This window comes from Pseudotabrizicola formosa (assembly GCF_002900965.1).
GTDB classification, from domain to species: domain Bacteria; phylum Pseudomonadota; class Alphaproteobacteria; order Rhodobacterales; family Rhodobacteraceae; genus Pseudotabrizicola; species Pseudotabrizicola formosa.
In genome coordinates this window covers 236933-262043 of the sequence record NZ_PJOM01000002.1, presented here as the reverse complement: position 1 = coordinate 262043, position 25111 = coordinate 236933, and the positions used below count along the sequence as shown (strand labels likewise).

The 25111-nt window shown below is 63.4% G+C and carries 19 protein-coding genes; 3 read left to right on the top strand and 16 right to left on the bottom strand.

Annotated elements, in window-relative coordinates; genetic code table 11:
- The 16 genes from CXR43_RS05300 to tpa form a co-directional block, all read right to left on the bottom strand.
- Positions 1–369, bottom strand: a complete 369-nt coding sequence (locus tag CXR43_RS05300) for a response regulator (protein WP_103333029.1) — start codon at positions 367–369, stop codon at positions 1–3.
- A complete protein-coding gene (locus CXR43_RS05295; RefSeq protein ID WP_168219753.1) occupies positions 366–650 on the bottom strand; it encodes an STAS domain-containing protein in 285 nt (94 codons plus the stop codon). Before CXR43_RS05295 ends, CXR43_RS05300 begins: the two co-directional genes overlap by 4 nt.
- 140 nt (positions 651–790) lie before the next feature.
- Positions 791–2071: an amidohydrolase family protein gene (locus CXR43_RS05290; RefSeq protein ID WP_103333027.1), complete on the bottom strand. Its 1281-nt coding sequence runs from the start codon at positions 2069–2071 to the stop codon at positions 791–793.
- A complete protein-coding gene (locus CXR43_RS05285; RefSeq protein WP_103333026.1) occupies positions 2071–3021 on the bottom strand; it encodes an ABC transporter permease in 951 nt (316 codons plus the stop codon). Before CXR43_RS05285 ends, CXR43_RS05290 begins: the two co-directional genes overlap by 1 nt.
- Before the next feature lie 93 nt (positions 3022–3114).
- Positions 3115–4158 carry an ABC transporter permease gene (locus CXR43_RS05280; RefSeq protein WP_103333025.1) on the bottom strand — a complete coding sequence of 348 codons (1044 nt, stop codon included), beginning with the start codon at positions 4156–4158 and terminating at the stop codon, positions 3115–3117.
- Positions 4148–5662, bottom strand: coding sequence for an ABC transporter ATP-binding protein (locus tag CXR43_RS05275; RefSeq protein ID WP_103334034.1), 1515 nt, complete (start codon positions 5660–5662; stop codon positions 4148–4150). The genes CXR43_RS05280 and CXR43_RS05275 overlap by 11 nt, the downstream gene beginning before the upstream one ends.
- 11 nt (positions 5663–5673) lie before the next feature.
- A complete protein-coding gene (locus CXR43_RS05270) occupies positions 5674–6699 on the bottom strand; it encodes a BMP family protein (RefSeq protein WP_168219752.1) in 1026 nt (341 codons plus the stop codon).
- 116 nt (positions 6700–6815) lie between these two features.
- On the bottom strand, positions 6816–10310 hold the full coding sequence (locus CXR43_RS05265) for a PAS domain S-box protein (protein ID WP_103333024.1): 3495 nt from the start codon (positions 10308–10310) through the stop codon (positions 6816–6818).
- A 77-nt stretch (positions 10311–10387) separates the two neighbouring features.
- The gene (locus tag CXR43_RS05260) at positions 10388–11257 is read right to left on the bottom strand and encodes a dimethyl sulfoxide reductase anchor subunit family protein (protein WP_103333023.1); all 870 of its coding nucleotides are present in this window, start codon (positions 11255–11257) and stop codon (positions 10388–10390) included.
- The gene (locus CXR43_RS05255; protein WP_103333022.1) at positions 11258–11995 is read right to left on the bottom strand and encodes a 4Fe-4S dicluster domain-containing protein; all 738 of its coding nucleotides are present in this window, start codon (positions 11993–11995) and stop codon (positions 11258–11260) included.
- Positions 11992–14775, bottom strand: coding sequence for a molybdopterin oxidoreductase family protein (locus CXR43_RS05250; RefSeq protein WP_103333021.1), 2784 nt, complete (start codon positions 14773–14775; stop codon positions 11992–11994). The genes CXR43_RS05255 and CXR43_RS05250 overlap by 4 nt, the downstream gene beginning before the upstream one ends.
- Positions 14772–15869, bottom strand: coding sequence for an acetate/propionate family kinase (locus tag CXR43_RS05245; RefSeq protein WP_103333020.1), 1098 nt, complete (start codon positions 15867–15869; stop codon positions 14772–14774). The genes CXR43_RS05250 and CXR43_RS05245 overlap by 4 nt, the downstream gene beginning before the upstream one ends.
- A complete protein-coding gene (locus tag CXR43_RS05240; protein ID WP_103333019.1) occupies positions 15869–16609 on the bottom strand; it encodes a sulfite exporter TauE/SafE family protein in 741 nt (246 codons plus the stop codon). Before CXR43_RS05240 ends, CXR43_RS05245 begins: the two co-directional genes overlap by 1 nt.
- A complete protein-coding gene (gene xsc / locus CXR43_RS05235; protein ID WP_103333018.1) occupies positions 16606–18378 on the bottom strand; it encodes a sulfoacetaldehyde acetyltransferase in 1773 nt (590 codons plus the stop codon). The genes CXR43_RS05240 and xsc overlap by 4 nt, the downstream gene beginning before the upstream one ends.
- 57 nt (positions 18379–18435) lie before the next feature.
- Positions 18436–19941, bottom strand: coding sequence for a MocR-like pyridoxine biosynthesis transcription factor PdxR (gene pdxR, locus CXR43_RS05230; protein ID WP_103333017.1), 1506 nt, complete (start codon positions 19939–19941; stop codon positions 18436–18438).
- Positions 19942–20129: 188 nt separating this feature from the next.
- Positions 20130–21506, bottom strand: a complete 1377-nt coding sequence (gene tpa / locus CXR43_RS05225) for a hypotaurine--pyruvate aminotransferase Tpa (RefSeq protein WP_103333016.1) — start codon at positions 21504–21506, stop codon at positions 20130–20132.
- A 295-nt stretch (positions 21507–21801) separates the two neighbouring features.
- On the opposite strand from tpa, the gene CXR43_RS05220 reads away from it, so the two are divergent.
- From CXR43_RS05220 to CXR43_RS05210, 3 genes are all read left to right on the top strand, one after another.
- Positions 21802–22803 carry a taurine ABC transporter substrate-binding protein gene (locus CXR43_RS05220; protein WP_103333015.1) on the top strand — a complete coding sequence of 334 codons (1002 nt, stop codon included), beginning with the start codon at positions 21802–21804 and terminating at the stop codon, positions 22801–22803.
- 63 nt (positions 22804–22866) lie between these two features.
- A complete protein-coding gene (locus CXR43_RS05215; RefSeq protein ID WP_103333014.1) occupies positions 22867–23673 on the top strand; it encodes a taurine ABC transporter ATP-binding protein in 807 nt (268 codons plus the stop codon).
- On the top strand, positions 23670–24920 hold the full coding sequence (locus tag CXR43_RS05210; protein ID WP_103333013.1) for an ABC transporter permease: 1251 nt from the start codon (positions 23670–23672) through the stop codon (positions 24918–24920). The genes CXR43_RS05215 and CXR43_RS05210 overlap by 4 nt, the downstream gene beginning before the upstream one ends.
- The last annotated feature ends 191 nt before the right edge of the window (positions 24921–25111 follow it).

The window sequence follows — 25111 nt, the reverse complement described above, 5'->3', positions numbered from 1 at the left end:
TCACACAGCCGCGACGCGGCGGATGGTTGACACCAGAGAATGTTCATCAAACGGTTTGGTGATCCAGCCCGTTGCCCCGGCTTGCCGCGCACGCTCTTTCAGCGTTGCCGCACTTTCGGTTGTCAGCACCAAGATCGGCACGCGCGGCGCAACGTCACCCGCACGGACGGCTTCGATCAGGCCAAACCCGTCCATATTGGGCATGTTCAGATCGGTCAGGATCAGATCCGGCGCGACATCCGGCAATTGCGTCAGCCCGTCAATGCCGTCTTCCGCCAGCACCACGTCAAAACCGGCCTCTGTCAGGGTTTGCCGGAGCATCTCGCGCATGGTGAGGGAGTCATCAATCGCAAGAATGCGCAGGCTCATGCCTTATCCTCCTTGATCAGGGAAAGAGCGCCCATGACACGCAGACAATCGCGGCATTCAGGCGAAACAGATGTGAGTGTCAGGGTGCCGCCATCACGCTGAACGCGCTGTTTGGCGACGAGAAGCACCTGCAAGGCTGCAGAGCTGAGATGCCGGACGGCCGAGGCATCAAGAATGATGTCAGGCTTGGGCCCGGCCGGGTCATACCTGCTTTCCAGGTCGTACCACAGGGCCTGGGCCGAATCCGGCGTGACCCTTGCGACAAGTTCAATCGTGCGCATCTTTCCCTGACCCTCTGACCCGCGAAAGAGGGGCGGCTGCATCCCTCTGCAAATCCAGAGGTAGCGCCGAAAGGCTGAAGGATCCGTTTACCGGTCCCGCAATTCACACGGCATTTTACGCGCTCTCATCTGTCCCCCAGTCAGAGGCCCGCAGCATCATGGCGCCGCCGCACCTGTTCCGGCCGGCCGGGCAACGCCAGCTGCGTGTCATTGCGCCGCTTTTGCGCGACGACATGGCCCTTGGACACCACAGCAAGCCGGTCAGGCCGCAGGCGCAGCGCCTCGACCGGGGTGCCGGCATCCAGCACCACCAGCGAAGCCAGACAGCCCGGTGCCAGCCCGTAATCCTGCAATCCCATGATCTGTGCATTGTCCTGTGTGACCATACGGAAACAGCGGGCCATCTCTTCGGGATGGGTCATCTGCGCCACATGCAGCCCCATGAAGGCCACATCCAGCATGTCTGCCGTGCCAAGGCTGTACCACGGGTCCAGCACACAATCCTGCCCCCAGCCAACCGTGACCCCCGCCGCCTGCAACTCGCGCACCCGGGTCAGCCCGCGCCGCTTGGGATAGCTGTCGTGCCGCCCTTGCAGCGTGATGTTGATCAAAGGGTTGGGGATCGCCGTCATGCCGCTTTCGGCAATCAGCGGAATCAGTTTGGACACGTAGTAATTGTCCATCGAATGCATCGATGTCAGATGCGACCCCGCCGCCCGTGCGCCAAGGCCATGGCGCGTCACTTCGCGGGCCATCGTCTCGACATGGCGGCTATGCGGATCATCGGTTTCATCGCAATGCACATCCCACATCAGCCCGCGCTCGGCGGCGATACGGGCCAGATCGCGCAGGGACTCGGCCCCTTCCTCCATCGTGCGCTCGAAATGCGGGATGCCGCCCACCACGCCCACACCCATATCCAGCGCGCGCAAGACGTTATGCCGGCCCGTCGCGCTGCGATAGAGCCCATCCTGCGGGAAGGCCACAAGCTGCAGGTCCAGATAGGGCGCGACCCTGCGCTGCACCTCCAGCATCGCCGTGACCCCGCGCAGATGGTCGGGCGTGGTGTCCACATGGGTGCGGATCGCCAGCAAACCCATGCTGACCGCCCAATCGCAATAGCGCAAGGCGCGCGCCACCATATCGTCCACCGATGCCTGCGCGCGCAATTCGCCCCACAGGCTGATACCTTCCAGCAACGTGCCCGAGGCATTCACCCGCGGCAGACCATAGGACAGAACCGCATCCATATGGAAATGCGGGTCAACAAAGGGCGGGCTGACCAGATCACCAGCGGCGTCGATGACCTTCGCCGCCTCGGCCTCGATCCGCCCGACCTCGATGATGCGGTCGCCCCGGATACCGATATCGGCCACCCGCCCATCCGGCAAAGTGCCGCCCTTCACGATCAGATCGAACATCACCGCTCCCCTTTGGTATATGGCACCATCAGCGCCGCCGGCACCTGCGCGCGGCGTGACATCGCGATCAGCGCCAGAATGGACAAGACATAGGGCAGCATCAGGAACAGCTGATACGGCACCACCGCGCCCAGGGGCGTCTGCTGCAACCGGATCTGCAAGGCATCGAACCCGGCAAACAGCAGCGCGCCCAGCACCGCCTTGCCCGGTCGCCACGCCCCGAAGACCACCAGCGCAATGCAGATCCAGCCGCGCCCGTTGACCATCTCGAAGAAAAACGACGAAAACGCCGAAAGGGTCAGGAAACTGCCCCCCACCGCCATCAGGCCCGATCCCACCATCACCGCGCCGATCCGAATGCCCGAGACCGAGACACCCTGCGCCTCAAGCGCCGCCGGGTTTTCACCCGCCGCCCGCAGCGCCAGACCAAGCGGCGTGCGGTACAGCACAAAGGCCACTACCCCGGCACAGGCAAAAGCCGCATAGGTCAGCGGCGTCTGGGCAAACAATGCGGGGCCGAGCAGAGGAATGTCGGACAGCACCGGCACCTCCCAGGCCTGAAACGGGGTGATCTTGGGCGGCGTCGTCACCTCTGGCAGCGCAAGCCGATAGGCAAAATAGGCTGTTGCCGTCGCCAGCAGCGTCACCCCCAGACCGACGACATGCTGGCTGAGGCCAAAGGGCACCACCAGCACCCCATGCAACAGACCGAACAGGGCCCCGGCCCCGAAGGCCACCGCCACCCCCCCCCACAGCGGCAGGCCCAGATAAACCGCCATCCACCCGGCAAAGGCCCCGATCACCATGATCCCCTCGATCCCAAGGTTCAGAACCCCGGCCCGTTCACAGATCAATTCCCCCATGGTGGCAAAGATCAGCGGTGACGCAATGCGCAACACCGCCGCCCAGAAACTGGCCGAGATCAGGATCTCAATCACAGCCCCCCCCATCGCATGCCCTTAATGGCGTGCACCTTGGATAAATAGTTCGCTGGGGCGGCGCGAAGCCCCCGCGGGGGCGGGCACGCGTGAACTGTCCTGCCGTCATCCCCGCACCACCCGCACACGTGTCAGCGCAATGGCAAGCACCATGAAGAGCAGCGCCACCGCCAGCAGCATATCGGCGATATAGGTCGGCACCCCGGCGGCCCGGCTCATGGCATCAGCCCCGACAAACACGCCCGCCACGAACAGCGCGGTGACCACCACCCCCAGGGGATGCAACAGTGCCAGCATGGCGACGATGATCCCCGTATAGCCAAAGCCCGGTGACAGGTCCAAGGACAGGTGCCCCTTGGCCCCCGCCACCTCGGACCAGCCCGCAAGCGCCGCCAGACCGCCCGACAGCAGCGCGGTCTTGACCAGAACCGCGTTCACCGGCATGCCCGCAAAGCGCGCGGCGCGGATATTGGCCCCCACCGCCCGCATCTCGAACCCCAGCGTGGTGCGGGTCTGGATCAGCCAGACGATTCCTGCCGCGATCAGGGCCAACGCAAAGCCCCAATGCAGCCGCAACCCGTCCACAATGCGCGGCAGGCGGGCCTCGGGGATCAGCGCGGGAGATTTGGGCCAGCCCATACCCATCGGGTCTTTCAGCGGCCCTTCCAGCAGATAGCTCACAAACAATGCCATGATGAAATTCAGCAGAAGCGTGGTCACCACCTCATCCACCCCCAGCCGCACCTTCAGCAGCACGGGCACCAGCAGCAGCATCGCGCCCGCCAGCAGCGCCACCACCGCACTGACCGGCAGGACAAAGGGCGCCCCCATCGCCCCGGTGCCCAGCAGCACGGCGATGATAGCACCCGCATAGAGCTGCGCCTCGGCCCCGATGTTCCACAGCTTGGCCCGGAACGCCACGGCCACCGCCAGCCCGGTAAAGATCAGCGGGGTCGCGCGGTTCAGCGTCTCCAGCACCGCCAGCCGCGATCCAAGCGCGCCGGTCAGGATCTGCCCCAGAACCGCAAACGGATCAGCCCCGGCCAGCAGCGCCAGAGCCATGGCGACCAGCACCGTGGCGCAAAGGGCAAGCGCCGGCAGGCCCAGCTGTCGCAGCAGGGTCGGGTTAGCGACAGGCTCAAGCCGCATGGGCAGCACCTTCCCCAAAGCCGTGTCCCACCATCCACAGCCCCAACTCTCCTTGCGTGAGCGCCCCGCGCGCAAAGGCAGGCGACAGCCGCCCTTCACTGATCACATGGATCACATCGGACAATCCCATCACCTCATCCAGATCCTCGGAAATCAGCAGCACCGCCGCCCCCGCATCGCGCGCGGCCACCAGCCGGCCATGCACATAGGCAATCGCCCCCACATCGAGGCCCCGCACCGGCTGATTGGCGATCAAGATGCCGGGTGTCTCCTCCATCACCCGGCCAAGGATCAACTTTTGCATGTTGCCACCCGACAAAAGGCGGATGCGGGCCTCCGGCCCCGGGCAGCGCACGTCATAGGCTGCGATCAGGCGCTCGGTATGCGCCCGTACCGCCGCCCAGTCCACCAGCCCGGCCCGGGAAAAGCGGGTGGCATAGGTTTCCAGCACCGCGTTTTCGGCCAGCGTGAAATCGGCCACTGTCCCGGTCTTGTGGCGGTCTTCGGGAATGCGCCCCACCCCTGCGCCAATGGCGGCGCGCGGCGACCACTGCAGCACGGGGGCACCATCCACCTGCATCACACCCGCCTCTGGCAGCAACGCCCCGCCGATCAGATCGGCCAGCGCCGCCTGCCCGTTGCCCGACACCCCCGCCAGCCCGGTGATTGTCCCACCGCGCAGATCAAGGCTCACATCGCGCAAGGCCCCTGCCCGTATGCCGCGCAAGGACAGGCGCACCGGCCCGGCCACGCCGGGGGCCACCGCGGAGTCCGCCATCTCGGCCCCCACCATCATCGCGGCCAAGGCGCGCCGATCGGTGTCGCGGGTCGCCACCTGCCCCACCACGCGGCCATGGCGCAGCACCACGCAGCTGTCGGAATGGCCCATCACCTCGTGCAGCTTGTGGCTGATGAAGATCACCGACAACCCGCGCGCGGTGGCCAACCGCAGGGTCTGGAACAGCGCTTCGGCCTCTTGCGGGGTCAGCACCGCCGTGGGTTCATCGAGAATCAGGATACGCGCGTCGCGGTACAGCGCCTTGAGGATTTCCACCCGCTGCCGCTCTCCCACCGACAGGTCGGACACCCGGGCGCGCGGGTCCACCGCCAGTCCGAAATCGCGGCTCAGGCTCTGCACTTTCTCACGGGCCGCTGCCCTGCCCCGACCAAGGCTCCACAGGCTTTCCGTGCCCAGGGTGATGTTTTCCAACACCGTCAACTGGTCGGCCAGTGTGAAATGCTGATGCACCATGCCGATGCCCGCCGCGAGGGCGGCCTTCGGCTGGCCCGGCGGCAAGGGCTGGCCAAAGGCGGTGACCGAGCCGGTATCGGCCATGTAATGCCCGAACAGGATGTTCATCAGCGTGGTCTTGCCCGCGCCGTTTTCGCCCAGCAGTGCCAGCACCTCACCCCTGTGCAGGGTCAGGCTGATGGCGTCATTCGCCACCAGCCTGCCGAAACGTTTGGTGATCTGGTCGAGGCGGAGAACAACCTCCGCCCCCAATGCCGTCTCGCTCACGATGATGTCGGCTCGCTGTCATCAATGGCGACGGTGAAGCTGCCATCCATGATCGCCGCCTGCCGGGCCGCCACCAGCTCCATCGCCGCCGCGGGCACCTTGCCCTCGAACGTGCCAAGGGGGGCCAGCGAACAGCCGCCCGCCTGCATATAGCTGTAAACGCCGTAGTTTTCGGCAGTGAAGGTGCCCGCGGTCACCGCAGCCACGGCTGCGTCAAACGTCGGCTCGAAATGCCAAAGGGCAGAGGCAACCACCGTTTCGGGATAGTCAGCCTGAGTGTCGATCACATTGCCGATGGCCAGCACACCGCGTTCCATCGCCGCATCGGCCACGCCGAAACGTTCGGCATAGAGCATGTCGGCCCCGGCCTCGATCATCGCAAAGGCGGTTTCCTTGGCTTTCGGCGGATCGAACCAAGAGCCGATGAACGTCACCTGGAAGGTCGCATCGGGCCGGGTTTCACGCACACCGGCCATGAAGGCATGCATCAGACGGTTGACCTCCGGGATCGGGAACCCGCCAACCAGACCGATATTGCCCGAGGTCGTCATCGCCCCGGCAATGATGCCCGACAGATAGCTTGCGTCCTGAATATAGTTGTCAAACACAGCAAGATTGGGGTTGGCCGCCGCATCAGGCATGAAGCTGGAGCCCATCAGGAACGCCACCTCGGGGTATTCGGCCGCCACTTCGCGCGCCTCGGCCTCCACCCCGAAAATCTCACCCACAATCAGCTTGACGCCGCTTTCGGCATATTCGCGCATCACGCGCGGATAATCGGTGTTGGCGACATTCTCGGTATAGCTGTAATCGACCACACCCGCCGCCTTGGCGGCCTCAGCCGCCTGATGGATGCGCCCGGCCCATTGCTGTTCGACCGGCACCGTGTAGATGCCCGCGACCTTCAGGGGTTCCTGCGCCAGCACCGCGCGCGGCAGGAATGCCGCGCCAAGACCAAGCACGCCACCGCCCAAAATCAGTCCGCGCCGCGAGACGCCCCGTTTCATCCCGATCATCGTCATCACCCCCTGTTGGTTGGTTTTGTTGTTTGACCATACGGTAAAACCCAACGCCGATTCGCTACAAGCAAACGTTCGTAACCGGCACAACGCCGAAGGAACAGGCAAAGAGCCAAAGGTCAGTGCAAACCTGCCGCAGAAACAGGCATGTTTGCAACATGCCGCCGCGTGAGGTGAATGGCATGCGCCAGGGCATGCAGCGAGACAGGCTTGGTCACGACGTCAGCAAAGCCAGCCGCGCGGTAATCTGCCACGTTCTGCGCCATCGCATGCGCCGTTACCGCCAGAATGGGCGGCAAGCCGGCCTCCCCCGCCTTGGCACGCAGTTCTGACAGGGCGGTCAACCCGTCCTTGCGCGGCATGGAAATATCCAGCAGCACCAGATCAAACTGATCCGGCGCCCACGCCTCCACCGCCTCATCGCCATCACAGACCAGCGTCACGGTGATGCCCAGCCGGTTCAGCATGGCGCGCATGATCAGGCGGTTGGTTGCATTGTCTTCGGCCAGCAAGGCGCGCAAACCGGCGACCTCCGGCAAGTCCTGCATCGGACCTGTGCCCTGCGGCCAGTTCTCGACAGGCTGCATCGGCAAGGTCAGCGTGACCGTCGTTCCCTTGCCACAGGCGCTGACCAGCGAAACCTCACCCTGCATCAGCGAAACCAGCCGCCGCACGATGGGCAAGCCAAGCCCGGTGCCCCCGAACCGCCGCGTGATGGATTCATCGCCTTGGGTGAACTCATCAAAGACAATCGCCGTCTGGTCCTCACTCATCCCGATTCCGGTATCGGAAATGACGATCCGCAGCATGTTGTCCTGGCCCGAGACTTCCTCGATCGTCACCGTCACGGCACCGGCCTCGGTGAATTTGACTGCATTGCCCACAACATTGTGCAGCACCTGCAACAACCGGGTCGCATCCCCCAGCCGCATCTTGCCGGTCCCGGCCCCCAGGATGACCCTCAGCCCGATCCCCTTGCCGCGCGCCGACACGCCGTGCATCGCTTCGATCCGCTTGCCAAGGTCGCGCAACGACAGCGGGGCCAGGTCAAGAACCAGCTTGCCGCTTTCGATCTTTGCCAGATCCAGGATGTCATTCACCACCGACAGCAGATGCATCCCGGATTCGCGGATCGCATCCAGCATCGCCCCCTGCTTGGGGTCGCTCACCCCTTCGGCCAGAAGTTCCGCCATGCCAAGCACACCATTGAGCGGCGTGCGCAACTCATGGCTCATATTGGCCAGAAACTGCGATTTTGCCCGGCTTGCATCTTCGGCCCGATGGATCGCGGCGCGCAAACTGTCTTCCGCCTGCGCCGCCGCCGAGACATCGGTGATCGTACAGACCACCCTGGCCTCGATCTCGGCCTCGGGCAAGACAGCCGCATTCACCGACAGCACTTTCGTGCGACCCTCGGCAAACTGCACGCGCAACCTCAAATCACGGACCACATCACCCGACTTCAGCGCAAGCTGACATGGCAGTTGTGCAAAGGTCAGCAGATTGCCGACCGTATCATGCAGTCTCAGCCTGACCGGATCACAGATCTGGTTCAGCAGCGCCTCTTCCGGCTGTTCCAGCATGCGCTGGACTTCGCGGTTGCAAAACACGATCCGCGACGCTTCATCCAAGGCGAGGATCCCCGAGCCCGAGGTCTCCATCAGCGTCGAGAGAAAGTCGCGCTCTGCCTCCAGATCGTGTTCAAGCCGTTTGCGGCTGCTGATGTCGAGATGCACGCCGGTCGTGGCCGTCGCGTTTCCCTGCGCATCCCATGCGGTGACCTGACCACGCGAAGCCACCCAGACCCAGTGGCCGTGCTTGTGGCGAAGCCGAAACTCGTCAGTGAAGCGGATTGATTTGGCCGAAAAACGCCGCAGCATGTTCTGATTCAGACGGACCCAATCCTCCGGATGCAGCAGGCCTTTCCAGACCGCATCGGTCACGGGACCCAGCTCTTCCAGCGTGTAGCCCAGCATCTCGGCCCAGAGGTCGTTCACCTGGCACAGCCCCTGGATCATGTCATGGTGCCAGGTGCCGACCTCTGCGCCCTCGATGATCTGTTCAAGACGTTTCTCAGCAGCCTTGAGCGCCGACACATCGAAATGCACCCCCGCCATCCGCTTGGGAACCCCGTATTCATCGCGTGCCGAGACTTGCCCGCACGATTGCACCCAGACCCAGTGCCCCGCCCGATGCCGCAGCCGGAAGACATGGTCGAAACGGTCGGTCTTGCCCTGTCTGACGCGGGTGATACGAGCCAGGGTCGGCTCCACATCATCGGGGTGCAGCAAAGCCTGCCATGACGTGACGTTGGTGGGCGTCAGATCGGCGCAGGTCCAGCCCAGCATTTCCGCCCAGCGTTCGTTGATCACGTTCTCGCCGGTCACGAAGTCTGATTCCCAGGTTCCGGCCTGCGACCCTTCGATCACTTGCGACAGCCGGCGCTGGTTGTCCCGTTCGGTCGTCACGTCGATGCGAAGTCCAACCCGCCCGCCAGAGGGTGTCCGGCGATCCACCACACGCATCATCCGGCCATTGAGCAATTCGACCGTGTCATCAAAGACCGGCAGGCTTCTGGCAGCCAAGACCTCCTTGACGAAGTCATCCTCGCGACCCTTGGCTTCGGGCCAGCGTCCACAGGCAACACCAGCGCGCAGCAGATCTTCGTAGCGCACGCCGCTGGTCAGGATACGCGCCAATTCAGGATAGATCTTTGACATCTGCGAATTGACCATGACAATCCGGTCATCGGCATCGAAGAGCATGAAGCCATGCGGCAGCGCCTCTACAGCAGTGTGCAGCTCTTCGCGGGCGCGTACCGCTTCATCCCGCACCGCCTGCACCTGCGCCAGTTGCGCCCGCAATTCACTGACGTCCTCAACCAGCAACCAGACCCATTTCTTGCCGCTGCCGGCGCTCAACATCAGGCCGCGCAAGATAGACGGGAAACTGGACCCATCGGGCCGGACGAATTTTTGCTCCATCGGCCCGAACTGATTGCCTTCCTCGAGGGCAGCAACGGCCGTGTCGATGACAGTCTCATGCTCTGCAACCGACAGAGACCGGATGGTCTTGCCGATCAGAGACTCCCGGTTCCAGTTCCCAAAACCGGTGAAAGCTGCGTTGGCCTCGATGATCGTACCCGTCGCATAGTCGAGCAACACCACTCCGACCGGTGACAGGTCGAACATGCTGCGCATCAACCTGTCGCGCCGCGCGATCTTTGTCATGGTCCGCTGTGTTTCTGCCATCTGCTCGGCCGCAGCCTGCCCCGCACCATGGAGCGCCGACATCGCGCGCAAGACCGCGCCCAGACCGCGACCCAAGGCCGGATGCAGGGCGTCAGGCACCCCGTCCAGAACCACGTTCCCATAGGACATCTGGACACCTGCAAGACCATCGGTCTGGCCGGAGCCCATAATCCGGTTCTCGATGGTCAGCCGCAGCGGGCAGCACAGCGCCGTCGACAACTGCTGCAAAGCCTGCCTGATCGCGGCTTCGGCAGTCTCCAGGCCCCGGCCCGACGCACCAGCCTCCACCAGATCCGCCACAATGTCAGGCAGCGCCAGAAGCAATGCTTCGGCGCCCTTTTCAGCGAAACCTGTGCCATCCATAGAGTTCAGAGCGCGTCCTCCGTCAGAACTCACTGCGGGCGCAGCATGGTCCAGCCGTCGCCACCGCGCAAGGGCGCTTATCGTTTTCCGTAATACAGGCCGACCACATGCTCTGCCTGGGCAAAAAACAACCAGCGTTGTGCAAAGGCGCCCATCATATGCAGCGGCACGGCAGCATAGGGGCCATATCTGCCCGGCAAAAGCAAAAGGCACAGAAAGGGCAAGGCGACGCCCAGAATCAGCGCCAGGGCGCGCAGTCTTGGCACATGTCGGCGGCCAACAACAAAGATCATTTCGTGCAACAGGTAACTGCCTGCCGTATGCGCCGGTTCAAACACGCTCAGCTGACCCAGGCCCCCAAGCCCGGTCGCCGTGCCCAAAGTGCTGCCCGCGCGGGCAAAGGCGCCGTCCCCCACCCGCCAATGCAACGCCATCATCCCACCAAGCACCAGCAACGCGAGCAACGACGGCAGCCGCAACCCGGCCAGCAAGCAGCCACCCGCAGCGCCAAAGGCCAGAAACAGCGCCGGCACGGTCCAGTGATGCCAGCGCGGCACGGCGCGGATCTGGGCATAGATCATGCCGGTGGCTGCGAGGGTGGCAACCGCCAGAACCGCGCCCGGCCAGCCAAAGACGCGCGGCAGGCCAAGCTGCAGCCAGTCCGACAGTGCGACAGGCGCAAGCGCCAGCAGCGCCAGACCGGCGGCCCAAGCCTCGCGGCTGAGCCAGCTGGACCGCCACTGGGTGAAGGCCCGCCATGCCCGGCTCGGGTTGCCAAGGTGAAAAGCCGACGCCGCAAGCCCGATGCTGGCCAGAGCATAGCCGACAAACCAGTGCCAGAATGCCGCAAGTCCGGTATAGTCATGCACAGTGGCGAGCAGGGCCAGATAGCCAAATCCCATACCCGACAAAACGGTGAAGATGATGACTGAAGGTGCCGGATTCATTCAGATTTTCCCCAAAACCCGGTCTAGCCATCCGGCAAGGCCGGTGGCCTGAATGTCCAGCAAGGGGGCCAGCAGGCTGGCTTGGTCCGGCCGGTCCTTCTTGCGTGGGGGCAGGTATTTGTTGACCGGCCTCGTGCCCTGTTCCGGCATCAGGTCATAGCCGCCGCGCGCCGCCACCAGCTGGCTCACCGCGCTGCCCGGGTCCGCCAGATCACCGAAATGACGCGCCCCGGTCGGGCAGGTGCGCACGCAAGCCGGTTCGCGGTCCTCCTCCGGCAGGTTCTCATTATAGATCCGGTCCACACAGAGCGTGCATTTCTTCATCACCCCCGCCGCCGCATCCATCTCGCGCGCGCCGTAAGGGCAGGCCCAGGCGCAAAGTCCGCAGCCAATGCAGGCCTCCTCGTTCACCAGCACGATCCCGTCTTCCACCCGCTTGTAGCTGGCCCCCGTGGGACAGACGGTGACGCAAGGCGCATCAGTGCAATGCAGGCAGGATCGCGGAAAGTTCACGATCATCGGCGCGGCCGCTTCGGGCTGCACCTGATAGCTGTGCACCCGGTTGAGGAAGGTGCCGGAAGGCGTTGATCCATAAGGGTTCTGATCCGACAAGGGCACACCGTACCCCTGATCGTTCCAGCCCTTGCAGGCGGTCACACAGGCCTGACAGCCGACACAGGTGTCCAGATCGATCACCAGCCCCAGCGCCCGCTCGGTCTTTCCAGGCAGACAGGTCATCGCTTGCCCCCTTCCGGCACCACTGGCCGGATTGCGCCGAAAGCGGGACGGCTGTGCCCGTCTGCGGGCGGGTCAGCCCGTTCAATCCGCACCCGCAAATCGAACCACGCCGCCTGTCCCGTCACCGGGTCAGAGTTGGAATAGCGCATGCCATCGCCCTTGGCGGGCAACAATTCAGAAATCAGATGGTTCAGCAGGAACCCCTGCTTCGCCTCGGTCGCCCCCTCATTCAACGCCCATGCCCCCTTGCGCTTGCCGATGGCATTCCATGTCCAGACCGTGTTTTCATTCAGCGCCGCCATATGCACCACCGGCACCGTGATCTGCCCGGTGGCCGAGGTCACCCGCGCCCAGTCGCCTTCGGAAAAACCATGCTGCTGCCACAGCTTTGTCGGCACAAACAATGGGTTATGCCCGCGTATCTGCCGCAACCAGGCATTCTGGCTGCCCCAGCTGTGATACATGTCCATCGGGCGTTGCGTCAGGGCATGCACGGTAAAGCCAAAGGGCTCTGCCGCATCGCCAAAGGGTTCGTACCAGACCGGCAAAGGGTCCATCGCCAGTTTCAATCGGGCGCGCAGATGATCGGGTGGCTGCACAGCGCCATGGCCTTCGGCGGCAAGCTGAAACCGGCGCATCGGTTCGGACCAGATGTTGAAGAGGTAAGGCTGCGGTGTGTCAAACAGCCCGACCTGCACCGCCCAATCCTGATAGGCTCTGTTCCATGGCTTGAAAAACGCAGCCTCTTCCGGCACATGCGCTTGATAGAACCCGCCGTTTTCAATGTAGCGCGCCATTTGGTCGGGGTTGGGGGCACCCCGCCCCTCGCCATCGCCATTGCCGCGAAAGCCCATCAACGGCCCCACACCGGGTCGGCGCTGGTGGGTCACGATGTAATCGGCGTAATCCTTGAATTTTGCCCTGCCATCCTCGGCCACCATCCCGGGAAGGCCCAGCCGCGCGCCAAGATCCAATAGCACCGACTGGAAGCCGCGCACATCGCGATCCGGTTCCACCACCGGCCAGCGGATCGCATCGCCAGCCGCATCCGGCTCGCTCACGGGGCGGTCGAGCATGGAAATGCAGTCGTGCCGTTCCAGATAGGTCGTATCGGGCAGGATCAGATCGGCATAGGCCACCATTTCCGACGCATAGGCATCGGAATAGATGATGCGCGGAATGGTATAGCTGCCATCGGCCTCTTGCGCGGTCAGCATCTCCATCACCTGCGCGGTGTTCATGGACGAGTTCCACGCCATGTTCGCCATATAAAGGAACAGCGTATCAATGCGGTACGGATCGCCTGCCACCGCATTGGGGATGACCATATGCATCAACCCATGGGCAGAGAAGGGGTTTTCCCATGAAAACGCCTTGTCGATCCGCGCAGGAGAGCCGTCAGGCAACAGCGCCAGTTGCTCTGGCCCGCGGACATAGCCCAGATGCGGGCCGCTCAATGGCTTGCCCGGCACGGCAACGAAATGCGGGGTCGGATGCGCCTCCATCGGTTTTGGATAGGGCGGCTTCATTCGCCAGCTGCCGGGGGTTTCCACTGCACCGAGCAGGATTTGCAGCAGATGCAGCGCGCGCCCGGTCTGAAAGCCGTTGGAATGGGCCGAGATGCCGCGCATGGCGTGAAAACTGACCGGGCGGCCGATCATCGTGGCGTGTTCGTCCCCCCGGAAATCGACCCAAGGCTGTTTGATTTCAATGGCCTGATCGAAGGCGACCGAGGCAAGCTCTGCCGCCAGCTGCCTTATGCGCAGCGCCGTCACGCCACAGCGTGCCGCGACCGCTTCGGGCGCATAATCCGGCGACAGATAGCGTTCCGCCATGTGCTGAAACACTGTGCGATGCCCCTGCCAAACCGCTCCCAGATCAGGCTGCACGCCCTTGGCCTCCCATGGGGCCGGCATGCCGGAGCGGCGGTCGATCACAAAGGGCTGCGCTTCGGCATTGCGCACGAACAGGCCCTTTTCCGGGCCCTCGGCTTCATTGATCAGGTAGGCGGCGTTGGTAAAGCGCGAGAGATACTCCAGATCCACCTTGCCCGCCTCCAGCAGGCAATGGATCAGCGACAGGATCAGCAACCCATCGGTCCCCGGCGTGATGCCGATCCAGTCATCGGCCACCGCGTTATAGCCGGTGCGGATCGGGTTCACCCCGATCACCCGCGCGCCACGCTCCTTCATCTTGCCGATGCCGATCTTGATCGGGTTGCTGTCATGATCTTCGGCCACGCCGAACAGCACGAACAGCTTGCTGCGCTCCCAATCCGGAGCGCCGAATTCCCAGAAGGCCCCGCCAAGGGTATAGATCCCCGCCGCCGCCATGTTGACCGAGCAAAACCCGCCGTGCGCCGCATAATTCGGCGTGCCAAAGGCCTGCGCCCACCAGCCGGTGAAGGATTGCGACTGGTCACGCCCGGTGAAGAAGGCCAGCTTTTCCGGCGCGGTCTCGCGCAGGGGGCGCATCCAGTCTACCGCCGTTTGCAGCGCCTCGTCCCAACTGATCGGCTCGAACGCGCCAGACCCGCGCGGGCCAACCCGGCGCAAAGGGGTACGCAAGCGGCTTGGCGCAGTGACCTGCATGATGCCGGACGCCCCCTTGGCGCAGAGCACGCCCTTGTTGATCGGGTGGTCGCGGTTGCCCTCGATATAGCTGACACGGCCAGAGGTCAGATGCACATTGATCCCACAGCGGCAGGCGCACATGTAACAGGTGGTTTTGCGAACCTCGTCAGAGACATGCGGCGATGTGTTCAGACGCGGTTGGTTCATCCCAGCCCCTCCTCTTGCCGCATGACGGATCCGGCTTCCATGGCAATCTGGCGTTCTTCATCGGCAGGAACTGTCCAGATCGCGACGCGCGATGTCGCCGCATGCAGGGCCGTGGCCCCTTGCGCATTGGCCTCACCGTCCAGCACTGCCCCAAGAAACGCAAGCTGGTTCACGATTTTGGAACGGATGATACCGTCATTCTCTCCAATCCCGCCGGTAAAGGTGATCGCGTCCAGACCGCCCAGCGCCGCGCACAGCGATGCACCATGCCGCGCCGCCCAATAGCAGAAATGGTCGATCGCAAAGGCGGCTTCCGGCGTGCCTGCTGCATGCAGCGCGCGCATGTCATTGCTGCCGCCCAGCGCTGCCAGACCCGAAGCGCGATTGAGCATCTGCGTGGTCTGCTCTGCCCCGTGCCGGGCCACCAGATCCAGCACAACCGCTGGATCAAGGCTGCCGGGACGCGTTCCCATGGTCAGCCCATCCAAGGGCGAAAACCCCATGCTGGAGGCGACCGATCGCCCTTCGGCAATGGCGCAAGCAGAGGCCCCATTGCCCAAATGGAACGAAAGCAGGCGCTTTGGCAGGGCATTACCAGTCATTTCTTGCATTTTTCGAACAATTGCGTCGTAGGACAGGCCATGGAACCCATAGCGCCGCAACCCGCGGTCCCGCTCGGCCAATGGCAGGGCATAGGCCGTTGCCACATCAGGGTTCGTTGCGTGAAACGCCGTGTCGAAGGCCGCGTATTGCGGCATCGCGGGCCACAATCGCGCCACCGCGCGGAGGCCAGATAGGGCCGGCGGGTTGTGCAACGGGGCCAGACTGGCACAGGCTGCAATTTCCGCCTCCACCTCTGGCGTGATGCGACAGGTCTGGGTCAGCGCGGCACCGCCATGCACCACCCGATGGGCCGCCGCCTGCAGCCGTGCCGCGGGCACCGCAAGCCGCTCCAGCCCCAGTGTCAGCGCCGTCCCGTGATCCGCTGGCCCGCCACTGCCGATCCGGTCGACCTGCGTCTGTGCGCAAAGCGTCATCCCGTCAAACACCGCCAGTTTGACCGAAGACGAGCCCGAATTGACCACAAGCAGCATCACATCACCGATTTCAAAAGCCCGGCCACTGACAATCCGGCAAGAAGCAGAATGGCAAAGCGCCGGAAGTCCTGCGGGCTGGTGCTGGCAAAGCGCCGCCCCCCCAACCATAACCCGATCAGCATGAAGGGCAATCCGAAGGCGGTGGCAACAAAACTGTCGCGGGTGATCTGCCCGGCCTGCCACAGCACCGGCAGTGACCACAAATCAAGCGCGGTGAAATAGGCGATGACCGTCGCCCGGAATACCGCCGGGGCCAAACCTTCGGCAGTGAAAAACACCGCCACCGGCAGGCCCCCCACTGCCATGCCGTTGGCAAGCCCCGACACTGCGCCCACACCCACATGGGCAGCATGCCCTTGCCGGCCGATGCGCCAGCCTGCCAGCAGCAGCCCGCACATTGCCAGCACAAACACCGAAAGCCCTGCCCGGCCCAGATCTGCCCCGGCCCAGTCCACTGCCGCCACGCCCAAAGGCACGCCCGCCAGACAGCCCGCAAACAGGCCGGCCACGCGATGCCAGTCAATATGCGCCCAGATCCCCCGCGCCTGACCCACCGTCATGAGAATATCGGCCAGAATAACCACGGGCACAAAAGGAAAAGGGTCGGTCACCAAAGCCGCGAACAGCATGACCAGCGCGGCAAAGCCAAAGCCGGAATAGCCGCGCACATAACCTGCGACAACCATCCCGGCAGCGACCAGAGCCGCCTCGGCCCCGGTCAGGCCAAAGGGGATCATACGACCTGCGGCCGCATGTCTGCCGCTGAAATCCCGGCCACCTCGACCGGCTTTTTCATCGCATCGCGGCGGAACGGCTCGCCCAGCTCCTGATTGATCATCGCCTCGATCAGCGTGGTTTTTCCCGCCTTCTGATCGGCCAGGGCTTGGGTCAATGCCGCGCGCAATTCGTCCATCGTGCGCGCCTGCACGCCCTGCAAGCCACAGGCCCGCGCGATCCCGGCGTAGCTGACGCCCTCATCCAACTCGGTCCCCACGAAGTTGTCGTCATACCACAAGGTTGAATTGCGCTTTTCGGCACCCCATTGGTAGTTGCGAAACACCACCATGGTCACCGCAGGCCATTCCGGGCGCCCAATCGCGGTAAGCTCTGTCACCGCAATGCCAAAGGCCCCATCGCCCGCAAAGCCGACCACAGGCACATCGGGGCAGGCAATCTTGGCCCCGACAATCGACGGCAAGCCATAGCCACAGGGGCCGAACAGACCCGGTGCCAGATACTTGCGACCCTGTTCAAAGGTCGGATAGGCGTTGCCGATGGCGCAATTGTTGCCGATGTCGCTGGAGATGATCGCGTCGCGCGGCAGCGCAGACTGAATCGCGCGCCAGGCCATGCGCGGGCTCATCCAGTCTGGCTTGGCATCGCGGGCGCGCTGATTCCATGACGTGCCCGGATCATCCTCTTCATGATCCATCGACGACAGCGCCTGCGCCCATGCCGATTTTACCTGTGCGATTTTTGCCTTGCGTTCGGTGCGCCCATGGTCACCTGCGGTGATGGCCAATTGCACCAAAACCGCTTCGGCGACCTTACGGGAATCGCCGACAATACCGACCGTTACCTGTTTCGTCAGCCCGATCCGATCCGGGTTGATGTCGACTTGGATGATCCTGGCCGCTTTGGGCCAATAGTCCAGCGCGTATCCCGGGAGCGTTGAAAACGGGTTCAGCCGAGTACCCAGACAGAATACCACATCTGCCTGCGAAATCAACTCCATTGCAGCCTTTGACCCATTATACCCCAGTGGCCCGGCAAACAGCGGGTGCGACCCGGGAAAGGCATCATTGTGCTGATAGCCCACACAGACCGGCGCATCCAATCGTTCGGCCAGCGCCATGCTGGCCGGAATGGCCCCGCCCAGCACCACCCCGGCGCCGTTCAGGATGACCGGAAACTTCGCCTCGGACAGCAACGCGGCGGCCTGCGCCACCGCCGCCTCCCCCCCGGCGGGACGTTCAAACTCCACCACCGCTGGCAGGTCGATATCAATCACCTGAGTCCAGAAATCGCGCGGCATGTTGATCTGCGCCGGGGCCGATTGCCGCTTGGCCTGCAGGATGCAGCGGTTGAGCACCTCGGCCACGCGGCTTGGGTCGCGCACCTCTTCCTGATAGCAGACCATGTCCTTGAACAGGGCCATCTGTTCCACTTCCTGAAACCCGCCCATGCCGATGGTCTTGTTGGCGGCCTGCGGTGTCACCAGCAGCAGGGGCGTATGGTTCCAGTAGGCGGTCTTCACCGCAGTCACAAAATTGGTGATCCCCGGCCCGTTTTGCGCGATCATCATGCTCATCTTGCCGGACGCCCGGGTATAGCCATCGGCCATCATCCCGCCGCTGCCCTCATGCGCGCAATCCCAAAAGGTGATGCCCGCGCGCGGGAACAGATCAGAAATCGGCATGAAGGCCGAGCCGATGATGCCGAAGGCATGTTCGATGCCGTGGCGCTGCAGGGTTTTCACAAAGGCTTCTTCGGTGGTCATGCGCATTGGTCCGGCTCCTGCAAGGGGTCTTTGGCACAGTCTAGCCGGGCCGGGATAGGCAGCTTAGGGCCAGAGGGTCTGCGCCTTTAAGTCCAGACTGCCAGCCTGGCGCAACCGGCCCAAAGCCTGCGCGATCCGGGCTATTCCTTCGGGAATGCGCGATGGCGCGATAGAGGAATAGGCCAGCCGGTAATGCTGACGGCTGGCCCGGTCAGGGTGGAAAAACGCCCGCCCGGGCTCGATCAACACGCCCTCGGCCCGCAATTGTGCTGCAAGCGTTTCAGAGTCCACCCCGTCGCCCGCGCGCATCCAGATGCTGGACCCGCCAAAGCCGCCCTGACCGGCCATGCTCAGCCCCTGATCGGCCAGCGCCTCCTCCATCACCTGACGCCTGCGCCGGAACGCCACCCGCATCCGGTTGATCAGCGCATCATAGTGCCCGTCGGCCAGAAAATACGCCACCGTGCGCTGGATATGCCCTGGCGGATGGCGCAGCACCATGGCGCGCAGGGCACGTGCCTCGGCGATGAAAGAAGGCGAGGCCACCAGATAGCCCAGCCGCAGCCCCGGAAAGATCGATTTGGAAAATGACCCGGCATAGATCACGCGTCCGTCACGATCCAATGACTTCAGCGCCGGAGCCACGGGTTTGAGATAGGACATCTCAAACTCATAATCATCCTCGACAATTACGAACCCCTGCCGTGACGCCGCCTCCAGCAAAGCCACCCGCCGCGCCACCGGCATGGTGGCATTGGTCGGGCACTGATGCGAGGCGGTGGTGAACACCACATCCACCCCCGGTGGCACCCGTTCGGGCGGCAAGCCCCCCTCATCCACATCCACCGCCAGCACTTCCGTCCCCGACGGGTCCAGAATGGCGCGCAGGCCAGGATAGCCGGGGTTTTCCGTCACCGCGCGCTTGCCGGGCCCCAAAAGCACCTGCGCCGCGATCCACAGCGCGTTTTGTGCCCCCATGGTCAGCAAAACTTCATCCGCGCGCGCGGCAATCCCCCGGCGCGGCAGAATGCTGCGCAACACCTGTTCGATCAGCATCGGATCATCACGCTCGTAGTAATCCGAGGTCAAGGCCGTGAAATCGCGCCGCCCCAGCGCGCGCAACGCACAGCTGCGCCAGTTCTGATGGTCGAACAACGCCGGGTCTGCCTGCCCGTAAATGAAGGGGAACGGATAACGCTCCCAATCCTCGGGCTTGGCCAGCCGCGCCAGCTTTGAGTAGCGCGCGCCGGTCAGGGCAGCAAAATCCACCCCTTCATCCCGCGCAGGCGCAGAGGGAAACTCCGGCGCGCGCGGCGCCGTGTCAGAGACATAATACCCTGACCGACCGCGCGCCGACAGATAGTCGGAGGACACCAGATCGGCATAGGCAAGGGTCACGGTGATCCGGCTGACGCCCAGATGCAGCGCCAGCCCGCGTGACGAGGGCATCTTGTCCCCGGGCCGCAGCCGCCCCGCCAGCACGCCTTGCACCACCATCGACCGGATCCGGCTTTGCAGGGTGCCCGCCGTTCCGGGCGGCAGAAAGAAGGCTTCGGCAGGAATGGGCATGATCTGGCCTTATCAGGTGTAAGACCAGAAAACCCGCGCCCGCCCAAAGGTCAAGCCCGCTGCATTTGCAGCTTTCCCAAATACTCCCGCCGGAGGCCCTTGCGGAGGAGGAGCGGCACGTGACGACGCCATGAAAGAGAATCCTCTGCCCCTTTGCGGGGCAGAGGAGTCAGTTTCCTCGAAACGCCTCAGCCGCAGACCCGCGTCAAGGCCTGATCGATGGCATCGGTGATCTGGTCAATATCATCGGGCGTGGCGATCAGTGCGGGCGACAGGCACAGCGTATTGTTCAGCCCCGGGACCGAGCGGTTGGTGGCCCCGATGATCACGCCCTGCGCCATGCAATCGGCCACCACCGCCTGCACGCGTTTTTCATCCAGCGCCTCTTTCGTGCCCCGGTCCGCCACCAGTTCCGCGCCGCAGAACAGGCCCTTGCCGCGGACATCGCCGATGACCGCGTGCTTGTCCATCAACGCGTGCAGGTTGGCCATCAGCCGCGCGCCCATGGCGGTCGTGTTGTCCAACAGCCCCTCATCCTCGATGATCCGCATGTTCTCCAGCGCCGCCGCCGGGCCAGCGGTGCAGCCGCCAAAGGTGCTGATATCGCGGAAATAGCTCATGGTATCGGTGGGGTCGTCCTTGAACAGCTCGAACACCGCTTCCGTCGTCACCGTGCAGGAAATCGCGGCATAGCCCGAGGCGACGCCCTTCGCCATGGTCACGAAATCGGGTTTGATGCCGTAATGCTGATAGCCGAACCATGTGCCGGTCCGGCCCACACCGCAGACCACCTCGTCGATGTGCAGCAGGATATCATATTTGGCGCAGATCTCCTGCACCTTCTCCCAATATCCCGCCGGTGGCACGATCACGCCGCCCCCCGCCGTCACCGGTTCCAGCACCAGACAGCCCACGGTATCGGGGCCTTCGCGCAGGATCACCTCTTCAATGGCTTGCGCCGCGCGTTCGCCGTAATTCGCAACATCCCATTGCGCCCGGTATTCCAGACAATGCGGCACCATCACAAAGCCATCGGGGTATGGCCCGTATTGCGCCGCCCGCTGCGCCTGCCCGCTGGTGGCAAGCGTGCCGATGGTGGTGCCGTGGTAATCGCGCTCCCGGTACAGGATCTTCCATTTCTTGCCGCCATGATGTTTGTGCGCGATCTGGCGCACCATCTTGTACACCTTCTCATTCGCCTCTGAGCCCGAGTTCGAATAATAGACGCGCGACAGTCCCGGCATCTTTTCGATCAGTCTCTGGGCGAAACGCGCGCCGGGCACTGACCCTGCGGCCCCGGCGAAGTAGTTCATCTTGATCAGCTGATCGCGCACAGCGTTGGCAATGCTGGTCCGGCCATAGCCCACGTTCACGGTCCAGACCCCGCCGGAGACCGCATCCAGATGCTCCTTGCCGCGCGCATCCCAGACCCGCATGCCCTTGCCTTCGACGATGACGCGCGGATCGACGTTTTCATAGGGTTTGTGCTGGCTCAGATGGTGCCAGACATGGGCGCGGTCGGCCTCGACCACGTCTGAGATATCATTGCTGCTGTAGCCGTCCATGGGCTCTACCTTTCTCTGACCAGGCCGGGGCCGGCAATGGCCCCTTTGCGCCAGCATCCGCCTTTGCAGCAGGCAATCGTAGGGCCAGACCACCCAGCCCGATAGGGCCAGTTACAAAATCGTTTTGCACGACGGCAAAGCAGGGCAAAGATTAAGACAGCGATGACCTGGCTTTGGCGGAAGCAGACCTTCCGTTTTGCTGAAACCCGGTCAAGCCGCTGGACACAGACAAAACCGCCCCGATCAATGAGGGCAAGACAAAAAGACCGATAACCCCAACATGGAGAACCCAAGGATGACATTCCGCAAGACACTGACAAGCGCCGCCGCGACAGTGGCCCTGTTGGCAGGCACAACCAGCGCCATGGCGCTCGACGAAGTGACGGTGGCCTATTTCATGGAATGGCCGATGCCGTTCCAATACGCCAAAGCCAACGGGACCTTTGACGAGGCTTTGGGCATGAAGGTGAACTGGGTCGCCTTTGACACCGGCACCGCCATGTCTGCCGCGATGGCAGCCGGCGACGTGCATTTTGCCGTGTCGCAGGGTCTGCCGCCCTTTGTCGTGGCCACCAGCGCCGGGCAGGATCTGCAGATCATCGACGTGGCGGTCAGCTATTCCGACAATGACAATTGCGTCGTGCGCAGTGATCTGGACATCACCAAGGACAATGTCGCCGATCTGGCCGGCAAAAAGGTCGCCGTTCCTCTCGGCACCGCCGCCCATTATGGCTTTCTCAAACAGATGGCCCATTTCAACATCGATCTGGCCAGCCTTGAGATCGTCGACATGGCCCCGCCGGATGGTGCGGCGGCCATTGCCCAGGGCTCTATCGACATGGCCTGTGGCTATGGCGGCGGACTGAACCGGATGAAGGAACATGGCAATGTCCTGCTGACCGGCGCTGAAAAAGAGGCGCTTGGCATTCTGGTCTTCGATGTCACCTCCTCGCCCGCATCCTTTGTCGCGGAAAACCCCGATGTGGTTGCCTCTTTCCTGAAAGTGGTCGCCGACAGCAACGCCATGTGGAACGAAGGGTCCAAAAAGGCCGAAATGCTGCCGGTCATCGCCAAGGATGCGGGCATCGACGAAGCCACCGCCGAAAAGGACATGAGCACCTTTGTGTTTCCGTCTGTCGAAGAGCAACTCTCTGCCAAATGGCTGGGCGGTGGCGCACAAGAGTTCATGCAGGGTGTGGCCGAGGTGTTTGTGAGCGCAGGATCGATCCCTGCCGCACTGCCCAGCTATGACGCCACGGTCAACACCGCACCGCTGACGGCCGCACAGGGACTGTGAGCCAGTCTTGAAACGCCTTGCGGCGACCCGTGCAGGGTCGCCCGTCTTTTCACCGGAGGACCTATGTCCGGACTGATCATCGACTCTGTCTCGATGCGCTTTGACTTGCCCAATGGCACGGCGGTACAGGCTTTGCAAAACGTCTCGCTGGATCTGAAACAGGGTGAACTTCTGTCGGTGCTCGGGCCGTCCGGCTGCGGCAAGACCACCTTGCTGAACATCCTTGCCGGTTTTCTGGCCCCGACCGAAGGTCAGATCCTCTTGGGCGGCAAACGGGTGGCAGGCCCCGGGCCGGAGCGCGGCATGGTGTTCCAGCAGGGGGCCCTGTTCGAATGGATGAACGTGCGCCAGAACATCGACTTTGGCCCGCGCATGAAGGGCATGGCCAAGGCGGAGCGTGACCAGATCACCGACCATCTGCTGGAAACGGTGGGCCTGCATGATTTCGGCGAAAAGGCGGTGTATGAACTGTCGGGCGGCATGCAGCAACGGGTGGCGCTCGCCCGCTGTCTGGCCAATGATCCCGATGTGATCCTGATGGATGAACCCTTGGGCGCGCTCGACGCGCTGACCCGTGAAAAGATGCAGGGCCTTGTGCTCAAGCTGTGGAAGGAAACCGGCAAGACCGTGGTTCTGATCACCCATTCGGTCGAAGAGGCGCTGCTGCTGGGCGAACGCCTGCTGGTGATGGCCCCGCGACCGGGCCGGATTTTCCGCGAATACAACCTGCCCTTTGCCGAGCGGGGGGTGAACATGGACCTGCGCGAGGTCAAGAAATCCGCAGGCTTTGCCGAAACGCGTGAGGAAATCCTCTCGATGATCTGGGGGATGGAAGAGGAAATCATGGGCAAGAAAGAAGGTGCCGCATGATGGTGTTGCTGTTCTATGTGGCGATCTTCGTGGTCTCGATGCTGGTCTGGGGCCGCATCAAGGCGCATCGCGGGCGGCACGACTTCACATCGCTGAAAACGGTAACCTTCGGCGACGAGTCCGCCATTCAGCCCGACCGGGTGGCCAGCGTGATCTCTGTCTTGTCGGTGTTCCTGATCTGGGGGGCCTTTACCGGATCGAGCATCGTGCCGCTGCATGTGCCGGGTCCGTTTGTGGGTGAGGCAGGCTTTACCTACACCGCCCGCGCAGAAGGCGGTGCGGAAGCGCAGGCCGAGGTGCGGATCCTGGTGCATGCCGCGGATGAGGTGCCCACAGAACCGACCGCAGCCCAAGCCAGCGGCTTTGCCCAGGGCGATGTGGCAGTGGTGCAGGCCTGGCGGTCGGTGCTGCTGCGCGTGGTCGAGAATGATGGCGAGGGCGCGCAGGTGGTGGCGATCAATGGCCAGCCGGTGGCGGTGGACGATCAGGTGGCGGTCACCGGGGGCTCGGTCACGCTGACCCCGCGCGGCGCGCTGAACTTTCAGGCGGCGCGCGGCATGCAGATGGAGCCGATCTGGCTGCCCGCGCCCGAAGCGGTGGTGGCGCGGTTCATTGAGATTGCAACCAACGGCTTTCAGAACACCTCGCTTTGGGGACATCTGGGGGCCTCGCTGGCGCGGGTGATGGCGGGGTTTGTGCTGGGGTCGCTGGTGGGCATCCCCTTGGGCTATGCGATGGGGCTGTCGGGCTGGTTCCGCGGCTGGTTCGATCCGATCGTGGAATTCATGCGCCCTGTCCCGCCCTTGGCGCTGATCCCGCTGGTGATCATCTGGTTCGGGATCTGGGAGACCGGCAAGGTGGTGCTGCTGTTCCTGGCCGCCCTGTGGATCATGACCATCGCGGCGCGGTCGGGGGTTTCGGGGGTGAAGCTGTCGAAAATTCACGCGGCCTATTCCCTGGGGGCGAGCAAGGCGCAGATCCTGCGGCATGTGATCATCCCCAACAGCCTGCCCGATATCTTTACCGGCGCGCGGGTTGCGATGGGGGTGTGCTGGGGCACGGTGGTCGCGGCCGAACTGGTGGCGGCGCAGAAAGGGGCGGGCATGATGATCATCGCGGCGTCAAAATTCCAGCTGACCGATATTGTGGTCATGGGGATCATCCTGATCGGGATCATCGGCTATGGGATCGACATTGTGATGCGCATGGCCGAGAAAAAACTGGTGCCGTGGAAGGGCCGGGGGTGAGATTTCCCCCTGTGTTACAGGGACAAGGACCGTTTGATTTCAAAGGGTTGCCTTTGGAAATTCACGGATTGTTAAGAAAGTGGCGGGCTCTGCCTCCGCGCTTTGAGTGCCCGTGATCGTTTCAGAAAGTCATGCGGAAAACTGCTGGCGGCTGGCGGCATCACCCGGCCAATCGCGGACAGTTTGCGTCG

Bases quoted from the DNA above. Each gene is read 5' to 3' on its own strand.
- CXR43_RS05270 (WP_168219752.1), bottom strand. From the start codon at position 6,699: ATGACGATGATCGGGATGAAACGGGGCGTCTCGCGGCGCGGACTGATT.
- CXR43_RS05250 (WP_103333021.1), bottom strand. From the start codon at position 14,775: ATGAACCAACCGCGTCTGAACACATCGCCGCATGTCTCTGACGAGGTT.
- CXR43_RS05210 (WP_103333013.1), top strand. From the start codon at position 23,670: ATGATGGTGTTGCTGTTCTATGTGGCGATCTTCGTGGTCTCGATGCTG.
- CXR43_RS05215 (WP_103333014.1), top strand. From the start codon at position 22,867: ATGTCCGGACTGATCATCGACTCTGTCTCGATGCGCTTTGACTTGCCC.
- CXR43_RS05295 (WP_168219753.1), bottom strand. From the start codon at position 650: ATGCGCACGATTGAACTTGTCGCAAGGGTCACGCCGGATTCGGCCCAG.
- CXR43_RS05300 (WP_103333029.1), bottom strand. From the start codon at position 369: ATGAGCCTGCGCATTCTTGCGATTGATGACTCCCTCACCATGCGCGAG.
- CXR43_RS05285 (WP_103333026.1), bottom strand. From the start codon at position 3,021: ATGGGGGGGGCTGTGATTGAGATCCTGATCTCGGCCAGTTTCTGGGCG.
- CXR43_RS05260 (WP_103333023.1), bottom strand. From the start codon at position 11,257: ATGAATCCGGCACCTTCAGTCATCATCTTCACCGTTTTGTCGGGTATG.
- CXR43_RS05245 (WP_103333020.1), bottom strand. From the start codon at position 15,869: ATGCTGCTTGTGGTCAATTCGGGCTCGTCTTCGGTCAAACTGGCGGTG.
- xsc (WP_103333018.1), bottom strand. From the start codon at position 18,378: ATGCGCATGACCACCGAAGAAGCCTTTGTGAAAACCCTGCAGCGCCAC.
- CXR43_RS05280 (WP_103333025.1), bottom strand. From the start codon at position 4,158: ATGCGGCTTGAGCCTGTCGCTAACCCGACCCTGCTGCGACAGCTGGGC.
- CXR43_RS05220 (WP_103333015.1), top strand. From the start codon at position 21,802: ATGACATTCCGCAAGACACTGACAAGCGCCGCCGCGACAGTGGCCCTG.
- tpa (WP_103333016.1), bottom strand. From the start codon at position 21,506: ATGGACGGCTACAGCAGCAATGATATCTCAGACGTGGTCGAGGCCGAC.
- CXR43_RS05240 (WP_103333019.1), bottom strand. From the start codon at position 16,609: ATGATCCCCTTTGGCCTGACCGGGGCCGAGGCGGCTCTGGTCGCTGCC.
- pdxR (WP_103333017.1), bottom strand. From the start codon at position 19,941: ATGCCCATTCCTGCCGAAGCCTTCTTTCTGCCGCCCGGAACGGCGGGC.
- CXR43_RS05255 (WP_103333022.1), bottom strand. From the start codon at position 11,995: ATGACCTGTCTGCCTGGAAAGACCGAGCGGGCGCTGGGGCTGGTGATC.
- CXR43_RS05290 (WP_103333027.1), bottom strand. From the start codon at position 2,071: ATGTTCGATCTGATCGTGAAGGGCGGCACTTTGCCGGATGGGCGGGTG.
- CXR43_RS05265 (WP_103333024.1), bottom strand. From the start codon at position 10,310: ATGGATGGCACAGGTTTCGCTGAAAAGGGCGCCGAAGCATTGCTTCTG.